We start from the raw sequence: 12,899 nt of genomic DNA on the forward strand, positions 1-12,899 counted from the left end.
CCTAGTTCCTTCTCCCATGGGAGTCTCGCCATTTCCCCACCAACCCAGCTACGGGAGAATAACGGACCCTTTCAGAAAAGTGAATGCTTTCCTTCTAAATAGGTCCTAAATGCTTCTATGACAAGCTTTTCCACATCGTGCTAGCATGAAAATACACGCCTCATCCCATGCTTTTTTCTCACCAAGCAAACCGTGTATGAAGTGGTTTCGAGTCTCAGATTCGGCCAGGTCCGGAGGGGGACAATGTAGACTCCTGCGGGATGAACATGATCGGTGAGACCCCGGAAGTCGAAGACTGAGGAGGCTCAGCACATGCCCGCGGAAAGCGAAGTCGTCCCCCGAAGGACCTTCCTCATAACCAATATCTCGAAATCAAGTCTTCCAGTATCGGGAGCATTACTATTAAATCAACACAGAAGTTTAACAGATCCAAAATATAAAAAAGGATGACCCCTGCCTGAAGCAGAGATCATCCTTTTTTTAGTACCCTAACCTTATTGATGCTGCGAATTACTGATGGACCGGTTCTTTTTCCTTGAGCCCAAGCGTTCTCGCCGTGGAGCTGTGGATTTCGTTCAGAAGATCCTGATGCTCACTCAGCGATTTCCCGTAAGAAGGAACCATTTCCGTAAGCTTCGGCTCCCATTCATCCATATATTGCGGGAAGCATCGATCAAGCACGTCCATCATGACATGCACCGCCGTAGAAGCGCCCGGTGAAGCACCAAGCAGAGCCGCAATCGATCCATCGGCACTATTCACAATCTCGGTACCAAACTGCAGCGTGCCTTTGCCGCCTTCCTCGGTATCTTTAATCACCTGCACACGCTGGCCTGCGACAACAAGGTCCCAATCCTCGCTTTTCGCATCTGGGATAAATTCGCGCAGCGCTTCCATCCGCTGTTCTTTCGTCTGCAGGACCTGCCCGATCAAGTATTTCGTCAGCGATATTTCCTTCACGCCGGCCGCAAGCATCGTCAGGATATTACTTATTTTAATGGACGTGAATAAATCAGCGAGCGAACCCGCTTTTAGGAACTTCGGTGAGAAGCCGGCAAACGGGCCGAACAACAGCGACTGCTCATTATCGATGTACCTCGTATCCAAATGCGGTACAGACATCGGAGGAGCCCCTGCTGCCGCCTTGCCATAGACTTTCGCCTCATGCTGCTTCGCCACTTCCGGATTGTTACAGACCATGAACTGTCCGCTTACCGGAAAACCGCCGAAGCCTTTTCCTTCAGGCACACCGGATTTCTGCAGCAGATGCAGACTGCCGCCACCGCCGCCGACAAAGACGAAATCAGCGGAATGAAGCGCCGTTTGATCGCTGTCCATATGCTGGACTTTGACCATCCACGAGCCATCATCTGCACGTTTCACATCGTCCACGCGCTGATTATAGTGCAATTGAACGTCCTGGCTTTCCAAGTGATCAAACATCTTCTCGGTTAAGGTTCCGAAGTTTACATCGGTTCCGGTTTCCATTCGAGTCGCCGCCACCGGCTCATCCAGCGTGCGGTTCTTCATAATCAGCGGAATCCATTCCTTCAGCTTTTCCGGATCCTCGGAAAATTCCATCCCCTTAAATAGTGGATGATCGGTCATCGTTTCATAACGCTTTTTCAAAAAGTTAATGTTGTCTCTGCCGTGTACGAGACTCATATGAGGCAGGGAGCGCACGAATTCTTCCGGGTTATGGATGTAGCCTTTGCTTAGGAGGTAGGACCAATACTGCTTCGTAATCTGGAACTGTTCATTGATTTTAATCGCTTTACTGATATCGATCGATCCATCGCTCTGCTCTTTTGTGTAATTGAGTTCACAAAGTGCCGCATGGCCCGTCCCGGCGTTATTCCATACGTTCGAGCTTTCTCCACCTGTCTTATCAAGCTTTTCAAACACTTTAATATTCCAATCGGGTGCTAATTCTTTCAGAAGCGATCCTAATGTGGCACTCATGATGCCGGCGCCGATCAGGACGACATCCTTACTCGTTTCTCTGTTGGTCATTGTTAACCATCCTTATTCCTGAGTTTTGCAGAGAAGCTGCGAGCGGTATTCAGTCGCGCCTCTCCAATGATCATTTACTAGCTACCTATATGATAACGCTTTAACAGTGAAAAAGTCATGCTTCCTTACCCATTATACATGATTCATAACTGGTAAAAAAAGGTTCAATTATCCGGTAAGGGATTCCATGGTCCCCTCCCATTACCACGTCAGCCTGGAATCCTTGATTTCTTCTTCCCAAAAATCTTTTAATTCGTTAACCATTTGCATGGGAAGGACACCTTCTGAGGCACTCAGATTGTGGTTTAATTGCGGAATATTTTTAGCTCCAGGAATGATGACGGACACTTCTTTGTACGAAAGAATAAATCGCAGGGCTGCCTGTACCATCGAGTAGTCATTCCCTACAATACGACGAACTTGTTCGACTAACGTTCCTCTTCTTTCGATTTCCTCTGCACTCCACCTGCTTCTGATTCCACTAAAAGTACTGTTGGCATCGTACTTTCCGGTAAGCCAACCAGAATCTAGCGGAACCTTGGTAATGACGCCAACCCCTTGATGATGAGCGGATTCCATGGCGGCCGCCGGCTCTTGATGAAACAGGTTGAACATCACCTCAATGACCTGACTCTCCGTGTGGTTCAATAGTTCAGCCATCTCTTTTCCTGTATCGACCGAAGCCCCAAACGCTCTGATCTTTCCCTCGTCTTTCAGTTTTTGTAATACCTCAAACTGCGGACTATTTCCATGAAGAGAGGAGAAAGGAGGATTATGCAGGAGAAGACTATCCAGATAATCCGTCTGTAACCTTCGTAAACTATCTTCTACAGATGCTATCATTTTTTCAGGATCAAAGTTTTGTTCATCATTGGGATGATGGCCGCATTTACTGCTAATGACCACCTGATCTCTTTTTCCTTTAAGAGCTTGTCCCAGCAGTTCCTCACTTTTACCCGCGCCATAATTAGGAGCGGTATCAAAGAAATTGCAGCCCGAATCCATAGCTGCCTTCACTAAATCGATGGCTTCATGATCGGACATCTTTCCCCAGTCTTTCTCATTACCTAATTGCCACGCTCCAAAACCAACTTCGGACACTTGAATTCCTGTACTACCTAAGCTGCGTGTTTTCAATTTGGTTTTCACCTTCTCTGTTTCATTTTTAAGTTCAAGGTACGGATTAAGTAAAATAGATCGATGTTTCTTATGCGTTCTTATTCGACGAATGAATAGGAATAAACCTTCCACAGACAGTTTACACCCAAGAACGAACAAATTCTAATAGGAAGATGATGCACCGCTGTCATAAGAGTTCTATAAGAATCCTTAGACTCTTTTAGAAAAAGCACGGACAGCCTAGAGTTCAGTTGCTTCGACAACTCTATCATTCTTATGGATAGGGTTGTTTTTCTTTTTAAACAGAGTTCCAATCTCTGGAATGGTAAAATAGAATTAACTTACTACCTTTCGATACATGAGGAGGCGGAGCTGATATGTAAAACAGACGAATCAGTAGATCTTTAAAATGGAGGGGAGAGGATGACTTGGCTTTTAATTTCTTTGTAGGGGCGTTATTGGTTTTTACTATAGGAAACTATCTATTTTTCTTATGGGATCAACAGAAATATTGGTTGTCTTTAACGAAAATTAGAAAGACTTTGTACACTCTTTTTGTGAGTGCACTCGCTGTAGGACTGTTGGTGAGAGAGACACATCTATCTAATTGGCCGTTCATCTTAACACTTACGACTATCATAATATTTATGGATTTAGCGTTATTACTAACTCCAAGCATTATGAAGCTATGGAAAGCAGAGTTTGAACACAATAACGATTTGCAAAACATTATTCTGACATATGAAAAGGTGCGAAAAGCAAATTACCGACGTGTTGAAACCATGTCAGCCATGATTCAAAATGCACATAACTATTTTCCAGAGGATTACTTTCCGATGCTAAGTCGCGCTAGAGATATTGAAAGGTACCTAAAAGAGTACACAGATCTATATGGTATATCTGTTCAAGTGTCTCCCTTGGAAGTGTCTCCGCCTGAGTATAATCCTGGATGGGAAACAATGAGTGAAGAAGAAAAATATGAATATGAAGAAGTCCAGCCTGTATATGAAGCTATTTTAAGACAGTTGGACACCATTGAAGCCACTCATAATTTTGAGATGGGAAATCATAAAGAGGAATATGCCGATTACCTGCTTCAATATGAAGTGGTTTCTTTAATAGAGGAAGAAAGCATGATTGTTCCCGTGATCAACCAGAAAGAGCACTATTTAATAGTTTTGAAGAGTGAACGCGGGGAAGTATTAGAAATAGACGCTCTTCATATCGTTAATCTAACCAACCTGTATCACCTGTATCGTTAGCTATGTGTTATAATAAGTGTAAGAACACTTGTAAAAGGAGGGCTTACTATGAATATCAAACTTCCTCAGAAAACAAAAATTAGAGGCAAAGTTGTGAAAGGTGCTAACAATCGCCATGCCCGCTTCTCCAGGGAAGGACAAGTGACTACGTTATCGGAGCATTCCAAAAGTAAAACGACCAAAGAACTTGAAAGACTGAATAAAAAAGTAATGTCGTATCTGAATCGATAGAGTACAAACAGGGTGCCTCAATAAGCACCCTGTTTTTTTGTATAGATTTCCTGTCCTTTGAATAGAATGAGTAAAAACAAGGGAGAAGGGAGATCAAGCCCAATGGCTAAAGATCCCAAACGAATTGAAAAATTCAAGCGTGGCATTACTCATTTTTCAGAAGAAACGTTGGCTAATTCAAAAATGGCCAAGCTCCATAAAGAAGCCATGAAAAAGATTCTAGCGTATAAAGGAAGATTTGGTTGATAGATAGATTTACAAACGGTTTATGACTGGGTAACACAATAAACCCCCTTAACTTTGTCTTAGGAAGCAGCTTTTTCTTTCAAAATCCCTCCTAATAAAAAAGCGGCGATTCTAATTGAAGAACCTCATCCAGTATCCGTATTAAAAAAAGAGCTTCCACTTTCATGGAAGCTCTTTTCATATACTCCGATCATCTATGCCACTACTACAAAGCAGGTGAAAATAAACGAGCAAAAGATTCCTTGGTTCGCACCCATATCCCTCTATTTTGAAAAGCTTCTGCATCCACTTTATGGCTGTTCTCCATATCATGTTTATAGTTATCGATCAGACTCTGCACGCTTGAAGTCCGGAATAAGAAGGCATTCACTTCGAAATTTAAATTCAGGCTTCTAAAATCGACGTTAGCCGTCCCGATTGACGCAGACCGACCATCTACAATCATAATTTTCTGGTGCATAAACCCTTTTTGATACTGATAAATCTCAATTCCTTTATTGAGGAATTGAGCAAAATAAGACCGGGTGGCATATTTCGGTAAATAACCATCACTGATCTCGGGCACCATCAATTTAACCTCGACCCCTTTCTTCGCCGCCATGGACAGGGCCGTACGAATGTCCTTATCCGGCACGAAGTAAGGCGTAGCGATCCACACAGAATGCTTAGCGGTCGCAATCATATCGAAATAAAGCTCCGCAATCATGCCCTGATTGGCGTCAGGACCACTGCCCAGTATCTGTACCCCGCCAGAGTACTCCTCCTTATTCTGAACAGGCGTGTACGTATCCAGACCCAGGGTCTCATTTTTCAAATAGGACCAGTCAATCATGAAAATCGTCTGGAGACTTCGTATGGATTCTCCTTTTACTTTCAGGTGCGTATCCCGCCAGAAACCGATTTTAGGATGTCGTCCAAGATATTCATCACCGATATTTAGGCCGCCGACAAACGCAGTGTCGCCATCGACTACAATAATTTTCCGATGGGTGCGGAAATTAATCTTCTGAGTGAAGAATCCACTTGTTATAGAATGAAAACAAGCCATGTCGACACCAGCTTTTTTCATACTGCGCTTCGCATTCCCGGACATTCCAATACTGCCGGCCGCATCAAAAATGACCTTAACCTCAAGACCCTGTTCCGCTTTTTCCTTCAGAATATCGATAATCTCCTGGCCAATCTGGTCATCTCGAAAGGTATAGTACTCCATATGAATGTATTCTGTGGCTTCCCGTAAACGTTCTTTAATAGCAGGAAACGTCTCGTCCCCATCTTTTAAGACGGATACTTCAGAAGAGAAACTAATCGGAAAACCTGATTCCGCTTCGATTCTATTGGAAATAAACTGCTCCTCACTGGTCAGCTGATTCCAGCCACTAGATGTGTTTTTATCGATAGAAGAATCTAAATATCTTTGGTTATCCTCTCTTTTACTTTCGAATAAATGCCCTCTGACCTGTAATTGCCCTGAATAGACAAAGAAAACGTAACCTACCACCGGGAAAAATAGGATCGAATAGAGCCATAATAGTGTTTTGTGGGGCGAACGATTTTCCAAAATCAGTACATAACAGACAGATACTATGATTACTATATAAACAGCGGCGGCCGATACCCTGATCGGAAAGGGCTGCTCGCTGAATAACGTCAGATAAAATGTAATGCCGAGTAGTAGAATGAAAACGATTTGTCTCATTTGCTTCATTACGTGAACGTCTCCCTCTTTTTCTCCGTGTAAATCTTCCTATAATACATCTGCAAATTACCCTTTAGAAATAGCAAGTAAACATTGGTGTAGAAGGAAAAATAGGGACGCTGTTTAGTTCCCGATGCTACAGTCTAAAAACCAATAAAAAAACACGTACTATGACGTGTTTTTTGTGAAATGACCACAGGGCAGATCTTCACCCGCGGCAACTTCTCTTTGTCATTTCACTATAAAAATCCCTGAAACTAGCGGTGCTGATCGATCAGGATCGGGTTTCCATCAGGGTCTACCATAGTAATGTTTTCCGGCCCTTCCGTGGTTTCGTCAGCTTCAGATACCAGGTTCACTCCGTGTTCCTTAAGATGCTTCTGGATTTCCCGCACATCTGTAAATGGATTCACATCTTCGGCATTCTGATTCCAGCCAGGATTGAACGTTATGATGTTGTCTTCAAACATTCCCTGAAACAGACCAATGACACTGTTTTCATTCTTCATCATCAGCCAATTTTGCGTAATGTCACCCCCGAATACTTCAAATCCCAGCTTTTCATAAAAGGCTTTCGATGTATGAATGTCTTTCACACTTAAACTTATAGAAAAAGCACCTAAACGCATAAAAATCCCTCCTGGATATTTATTTGTACTTAGATAGGTTCGCTTTTATTGGGTAAAAGTCCTTTTTCACGTTCTCCATCTGCAAAAGTTTCCTTACTATATTTGTCCTAAATGGAAGCGGCCTATAAGCAAATACCCACAAGCCCAAATAAAAATCCCCCTCATGAAGAGGAGGATACATCCAGCGCCATCTTTAAATACTCGACAAACAACTCCGACTGCTCCTTCACTCTCACCTTTTCCTCAGGCAGAATGGCATGGTCAAGCGCCAGACCATCTACAAACGTAATAATCGATCTCGCTAACAACTCGCTATCATAGCGGTCGCTGAACTCTCCGGCTTCCTGACCGGCTTTAATGATTTCGTCGTAAATGCTCAGTCCTATCTCATACCGCTTCTCCCCATAGGCACGACGACGTTCATCGTTGCGGCCGGTGATGAAGAATTCGAGCTTGCTCGGGGCGAGCGGGTCCATATTCGTATCCGGACTTCCACCTTCCCCGAACATCAGCTCCATGAGCAGGGTCCAGTGCTGAGATGCTGATTCTTCAAGAGAAAAATCAGCCTCTTCCGCTTCCTGACTAAGTCCTTCTTCCAGAATCGCTTCGAACAGATCCTCTTTGTTGGAAAAGTATTGATAAAGCCCGCCCCGGCTGACATTGGCGGCTTCCATGACGTGCTTCATCGTCGTATGTTCATAGCCATGCTCGATAAAGACGCTGGTTGCGGCCTCCATAATGTCAGCTCGTCGTTGCTTCAGGTGCTCTTTGCTTACTCGTGGAGACATCTGCATTCCCTCGCTCTACTTTTCGTTTTGTCAGAAATCCAATCAGTGATACCAGGACGAGAAGGCTCGCCGTAATCGTAAACGTCGGAACCACTCCGATGATCGTCGCGATCCACCCTCCAAGCAGCGGACCAATGATCGTCGCCGTTGTCATCACGCTGTTGAGAACGCCGAACACGCGGCCCGTCATATGGACAGGCGTGTGGACTTGGACGGTCGCCTGGAAAGGGACGAAAATCAGGCTCGCTGAGAAGCCGGCCGTGAATCCGAGTCCCGGCCCCCAGAGGATGGAATAACCAAGGTCGTAATGGGCAAGGACACCCATCATGCCAAAGCTCGCGCCGATCCCACATACTCCGAGGAGCATGAGTGGATAGGGGTTGTAGTCGGTTTTTTTCGTTAGTAAAAAGCCAGCTGTGAACATCCCGAGACCCGATCCTGTCACAAGGTACCCGAATAAATCAGGAGAGGCATAGGTCAGCTCTCTGATCAGGACGATCAGTTGTGAATCGGCCATTTGGAGAATCAACAGGCTGAGTCCCACAAGTGTCAAACCAACCATCATGAAGCGGCTTGATTTGATAAAAGAAAATCCTAGTGCGAATTCCTTCTTAAAGGACTCCTGCGCAGCTTCACTTTTCGATAATTGATCATGGACGGCGTTCGGAATAAACAGCAGGATCACCGCCGAAACCGCGAAGGTGGCTGAGTCGATCATGAATACCTGCTGGGCACCGAATACCGTCACAAGCAAGCCACTCACAAGCGGACCGAGAATTTTAGTCGACGAATCGATCATCGAGGTAATCGACATCGCCCCTTTCATATCTTCCTCTGCCACGATTTCCTTCAGCTTCCCGTTTTTCGCTGGAATGAACAGCGAGGAAAAAATCCCGACCGCGAGAAGCGTGGCATAGACCATCCAGAGCGATGAAGCCACGGTTAAAAGAAGAATCAAAACCGCCCTGACTACATCCGAAACAATCATCAGCGTTTTCCGGCTGAAACGGTCAGCTACCATACCGGCAGCCGGGCCAAACAACGCCATCGGCACCGCTAAGCATAGAAATACGAACGAAACCTCAAGCGGTGAAGCTTCCCATTTCAAGCCGACCAGCGAAATGATAGCGACGATGCTGAGCCAGTCGCCGATGCTTGAGATCGCCTGGGCGGACATCAAGGTGATGTACCCTTTGTTTTTCAATAAACGCTGCATGTACGTGCCCCTCTCCCTAAAAAGACATTCGTGTCGTTTTGATTTGGTAATTTTAATTATAGCGACACCGATGTCGTTTTGCAATCTTTTTTTTAGAAATTAAAATGGGCGACCACTTTGTGAACGTGATCGCCCTGGAGTCTTTATTATATATCACTTCTTCACTGGGCCAGCTTCACACACTGACTATTATTGAATCAGCTTAGAACTTTTCCTTAAACTCATTCAGTATATGCTCTTTGAGCTGTCTCTTATCCTCTTCACTTAATTCGCTACTAACAGGAAACAGGGTGTCCTCCTCAAAGGTAAAATCTTCAGGAATCATAGATGTTAATGGATCATTCAACTCCTTAGTAACGTCCCCTTCCTTGGTAGTAGAATGAGTCAGGATCGTTTTAATATAATCCCCTTGCTTAGAGTAGTAGTCTTCGATCTTTCTCGCCTCCACCTCTAGTGTATCTCCAGATCCTTCCATGATAATCTGAGAATTGACTTCTTTATAAGCACCTTCTTCATTACCTAATGTATTTGCTATAAAAGCTTCAATCTTCTCATCACTATCCAATTCAGTCTCCCCTCCTGAACAGGCAGTTACTAGTGTCAGGGAAGCAATTAGGATCACTATCATAATGCCTTTCTTCAAATCTACACCACCTTTATTACACAATTATTTCAAAACCTTAGATTAGCGTAACGTATTTTTTTAAATTAACAAATGCCATGAACTAGTCATCATGCGATTCTATTCATTTCACCCTAAACCTGTCAGCACCACCATGACTCCGTTAGTGAGTCCATGAATAATAGACTGCAGGCCAGATCGAGTTGGTTCGTTCGATCCAGGCATGCTTTATTACGCTTCCAGGTCTTCCAATTGAACTCCCCAAAAAATAAGACACCCTTTAATGAGTGTCTTATTATGCATTATTCCTTTTCAAAGTAAGTAATTCCGAATTACTTATAAGTTCAATTATTCGGGATGACTAAAATGATTCGCTATATCGATAAGCTGCTCTTTAGAAATAGAGGATTTTTTATAGGCGAAAAGCTGGTAATAAATGTTATCATCCTTATGATCTTTCCATTTCAAAGTCTTAATTCCAGAGTTATTCACTCCAAATTGGGCCTTAGTTCCATCCTCTAATTCCACAGTCTCATCCGTATTGTCAATCAAATCTTTAGAAATGGATGTTCTAAAGGAGAGATCTGGCGTAGTGAGATTTTTAGTGTCTTTATGGAAGTAAAAATCGTTGGTTTGATAGTCTGCCTCATTGTTATTCATGACTCGATCACTTCCTGAAACAGTTATCTTTTCAGGTTTAAAAGGAAGTAAAGTTGGGATTTGCGGGTTGAAGGACAAGTGTTTTAAGAACCTACTGACTTCTTCTGTATTATATTCGACTAAATTTTCTTCTGACTCTGTTTGACTACAAGCTACTAAGAAAACAGACATTAAAATAAATGGTAAAGCTAGCTTTTTCATAGTATCCTCCTAGCTTATTGTATATTACAAAATTATCCTTTTCATAATCAACGTAAACATAATGATCATTCTGTCCATACAAACTAAAGCTGTCATGACCTAGAGACTTATAAACATATCAAACTACGATATATAACAATCGCTAAAGTTTCATGACACCTTCTTAACACTAGTGTGAGTTGCAAATCCCGTTAATTCAAAACCCCTTTCTCAAAATGGCTTATTGAAAAATAGAGGTTTCTAAAACACGCCCTAAAAGTAAAGTAATTTAACGAAGTTAACTATAAAACTCTTGAAATTTACCCAAAATTTTCATTATGTCTTTTATAACACGATTCCATATGTTACCTTAGCATATAATTAATTAAATTATTTTATAAACTACTTTGCAAACGCATTCAATATCGTGTTCGGTACATAGACTACCATCTCGTGCCTTTACGTAAGTCTTAGATGCAGATTCCATGCTTATGTAGACCAAAAGAAAGTCCCCACCTAATTAAAAGGAGAGAAAAATATGAATCCATTTACGATTATATCGTTTTTATTTTTCACAGGTTTAGTTGCTTTAATTTCCTATTATATTACGAGAAAAGAAGATTTGAATTCGCAGGATGGTTACTTCCTGGGAGGCAGGAGTCTAGGTGCATGGACGATTGCAGGTTCATTGATGCTAACGAACCTGTCAACGGAACAATTAATCGGGCTGAACGCTCAAGGGTATTCCGACACCATTGCGGTCATGGGGTGGGAAGTAGGTGCTGCTATAGCGCTCGTCGTCGTGGCCTTTTTCCTTTTACCAAGATACTTAAAAGGCGGCATTACCACGATTCCGGACTTTCTAGAAGACCGCTATGATTTTGGTACCAAGCAGATCGTCACGATCCTGTTCTTATTCGGCTATATATTAAATCTATTACCGCCGATTTTATATTCCGGAGCCGTTGCCATGAATGGATTGTTCAACATTCCGGAAGCGCTGGGCATCGGCAGGATACCCTCTTTATATGTTACCGTATTAGCTATAGGAATTGTCGGCTCTATTTACGCTATTTTCGGTGGTTTGAAAGCGGTTGCCGTTTCCGACTCGATTAATGGAATTGGACTTTTATTTGGCGGGTTAATGATTCCGGTTATCGGCTTATTCGTCCTCGGCGATGGCTCCATTGGCGCCGGCTTCTCGACCATTCTGGAAAATTCTCCGGAGAAGATGAACTCCATTGGTGATTCTGACAGCCCCGTCCCATTTAGTACCATGTTTACCGGGATGCTGCTTGTGAACCTGTTCTACTGGGGTACGGCTCAGCATATTATGCAGCGGGCCATTTCAGCTAAAAGTTTAAAAGAAGGACAAAAAGGCGTCCTGATTGCGGCCTTCTTAAAATTGCTGGGACCCATTTTTCTTATCTTACCAGGGATCATCGCTTTTAATATGTTCGGTCCGGATATGGAACCAACCAATGCTTATCCAAGACTAGTAAATGAGATTCTGCCAACACCTTTAGTAGGCTTTTTCGCGGCGGTGTTGTTTGGAGCGATTCTTTCTTCCTTTAACTCAGCTTTAAACTCATCGGTTACATTGATTGCGTTAAATATATACAAGCCCTATTTCAAACCAAAGGCTTCTGATAAAGAAGTGGTCCGTAAAGGGAAATACGTCGGTACGGTCATTGCTTTATTCGCGATCAGTATTGCGCCATTAATCGACTTAGTACCACAAGGTTTTTTCCAATACCTGCAGATGGTCAATGGATTTTATAACGTGCCGATCTTCACAATTATGATTGTCGGTTATCTCACCAAACGAGTGCCGGCCATTGCAGCGAAGATCGCGTTGTTTGTATTTATATCGACTTACGCAACGACGCAGTTAGTGTGGGATACTGGCTTACACTTCCTTCATATCCTGGGTATATTGTTCGTTGTATGTGCAACGCTAATGTTAATAATCGGAAAGCTTTATCCAAGAAACGAAGATTTCTATCTAGAAGAAAAATCCAAAGTAGATATGACGCCGTGGAAGTTGTTATATCCAGTTGGAATTGCCGTAACCATTGCGATGATTATTATCTATACACTATTATCACCGGTTGGAATTCTATAAAACTAACAATCTATAGCAAAAGGGAACTCAAAAGTTTTGAGTTCCCTTTTTATTGTAATAAATTCCCTTTAATGGAACGCTGCTTCTACAAAGGATGGATGGAATCCTT

12 protein-coding genes are annotated in these 12,899 nt (G+C 43.0%); 4 read left to right on the forward strand and 8 right to left on the reverse strand.

The window, feature by feature from the left end; genetic code table 11:
- Positions 1–510 precede the first annotated feature (510 nt).
- Together HBHAL_RS19540 and HBHAL_RS19545 are read right to left on the reverse strand one after the other, a co-directional pair.
- Positions 511–2,013 (reverse strand): malate:quinone oxidoreductase, encoded by a 1,503-nt coding sequence (locus HBHAL_RS19540; protein WP_014645257.1) that lies wholly within the window; start codon positions 2,011–2,013, stop codon positions 511–513.
- A 201-nt stretch (positions 2,014–2,214) separates the two neighbouring features.
- Positions 2,215–3,150: an aldo/keto reductase gene (locus tag HBHAL_RS19545; protein WP_014645258.1), complete on the reverse strand. Its 936-nt coding sequence runs from the start codon at positions 3,148–3,150 to the stop codon at positions 2,215–2,217.
- Between the two features lie 410 nt (positions 3,151–3,560).
- Here HBHAL_RS19545 and HBHAL_RS19550 point away from each other — a divergent pair, with 410 nt between their 5' ends.
- The 3 genes from HBHAL_RS19550 (at position 3,561) to HBHAL_RS21635 (ending at position 4,871) form a co-directional block, all read left to right on the forward strand.
- On the forward strand, positions 3,561–4,394 hold the full coding sequence (locus HBHAL_RS19550) for a type II toxin-antitoxin system SpoIISA family toxin (RefSeq protein WP_014645259.1): 834 nt from the start codon (positions 3,561–3,563) through the stop codon (positions 4,392–4,394).
- Positions 4,395–4,442: 48 nt separating this feature from the next.
- Complete coding sequence (locus HBHAL_RS19555; protein ID WP_014645260.1) at positions 4,443–4,625, forward strand: hypothetical protein; 183 nt, start codon at positions 4,443–4,445, stop codon at positions 4,623–4,625.
- Between the two features lie 66 nt (positions 4,626–4,691).
- Positions 4,692–4,871, forward strand: coding sequence for a hypothetical protein (locus HBHAL_RS21635; RefSeq protein WP_158512393.1), 180 nt, complete (start codon positions 4,692–4,694; stop codon positions 4,869–4,871).
- A 205-nt stretch (positions 4,872–5,076) separates the two neighbouring features.
- Here HBHAL_RS21635 and cls read toward each other — a convergent pair whose 3' ends face one another.
- From cls to HBHAL_RS19585, 6 genes are all read right to left on the reverse strand, one after another.
- A complete protein-coding gene (cls, locus tag HBHAL_RS19560; RefSeq protein WP_014645263.1) occupies positions 5,077–6,579 on the reverse strand; it encodes a cardiolipin synthase in 1,503 nt (500 codons plus the stop codon).
- A 248-nt stretch (positions 6,580–6,827) separates the two neighbouring features.
- Complete coding sequence (locus HBHAL_RS19565) at positions 6,828–7,199, reverse strand: VOC family protein (RefSeq protein WP_014645264.1); 372 nt, start codon at positions 7,197–7,199, stop codon at positions 6,828–6,830.
- A 161-nt stretch (positions 7,200–7,360) separates the two neighbouring features.
- On the reverse strand, positions 7,361–7,987 hold the full coding sequence (locus tag HBHAL_RS19570; protein WP_014645265.1) for a TetR/AcrR family transcriptional regulator: 627 nt from the start codon (positions 7,985–7,987) through the stop codon (positions 7,361–7,363).
- Positions 7,941–9,203 carry an MFS transporter gene (locus HBHAL_RS19575; protein WP_041601475.1) on the reverse strand — a complete coding sequence of 421 codons (1,263 nt, stop codon included), beginning with the start codon at positions 9,201–9,203 and terminating at the stop codon, positions 7,941–7,943. The genes HBHAL_RS19570 and HBHAL_RS19575 overlap by 47 nt, the downstream gene beginning before the upstream one ends.
- Positions 9,204–9,405: 202 nt before the next feature.
- Entirely contained in the window at positions 9,406–9,846 is a 441-nt protein-coding gene (locus tag HBHAL_RS19580) for a hypothetical protein (protein WP_041601476.1), read from the reverse strand.
- Between the two features lie 327 nt (positions 9,847–10,173).
- The gene (locus HBHAL_RS19585) at positions 10,174–10,686 is read right to left on the reverse strand and encodes a hypothetical protein (protein WP_014645269.1); all 513 of its coding nucleotides are present in this window, start codon (positions 10,684–10,686) and stop codon (positions 10,174–10,176) included.
- A 517-nt stretch (positions 10,687–11,203) separates the two neighbouring features.
- On the opposite strand from HBHAL_RS19585, the gene HBHAL_RS19590 reads away from it, so the two are divergent.
- The gene (locus HBHAL_RS19590; RefSeq protein ID WP_014645270.1) at positions 11,204–12,790 is read left to right on the forward strand and encodes a solute:sodium symporter family transporter; all 1,587 of its coding nucleotides are present in this window, start codon (positions 11,204–11,206) and stop codon (positions 12,788–12,790) included.
- Positions 12,791–12,899: the final 109 nt, after the last annotated feature.

This window comes from Halobacillus halophilus DSM 2266, assembly GCF_000284515.1.
GTDB classification, from domain to species: Bacteria; Bacillota; Bacilli; order Bacillales; family Halobacillaceae; genus Halobacillus; species Halobacillus halophilus.

Bases quoted from the DNA above. Each gene is read 5' to 3' on its own strand.
- HBHAL_RS19540 (WP_014645257.1), bottom strand. From the start codon at position 2,013: ATGACCAACAGAGAAACGAGTAAGGATGTCGTCCTGATCGGCGCCGGC.
- HBHAL_RS19555 (WP_014645260.1), top strand. From the start codon at position 4,443: ATGAATATCAAACTTCCTCAGAAAACAAAAATTAGAGGCAAAGTTGTG.
- HBHAL_RS21635 (WP_158512393.1), top strand. From the start codon at position 4,692: ATGAGTAAAAACAAGGGAGAAGGGAGATCAAGCCCAATGGCTAAAGAT.
- cls (WP_014645263.1), bottom strand. From the start codon at position 6,579: ATGAAGCAAATGAGACAAATCGTTTTCATTCTACTACTCGGCATTACA.
- HBHAL_RS19565 (WP_014645264.1), bottom strand. From the start codon at position 7,199: ATGCGTTTAGGTGCTTTTTCTATAAGTTTAAGTGTGAAAGACATTCAT.
- HBHAL_RS19570 (WP_014645265.1), bottom strand. From the start codon at position 7,987: ATGTCTCCACGAGTAAGCAAAGAGCACCTGAAGCAACGACGAGCTGAC.
- HBHAL_RS19575 (WP_041601475.1), bottom strand. From the start codon at position 9,203: ATGCAGCGTTTATTGAAAAACAAAGGGTACATCACCTTGATGTCCGCC.
- HBHAL_RS19585 (WP_014645269.1), bottom strand. From the start codon at position 10,686: ATGAAAAAGCTAGCTTTACCATTTATTTTAATGTCTGTTTTCTTAGTA.
- HBHAL_RS19590 (WP_014645270.1), top strand. From the start codon at position 11,204: ATGAATCCATTTACGATTATATCGTTTTTATTTTTCACAGGTTTAGTT.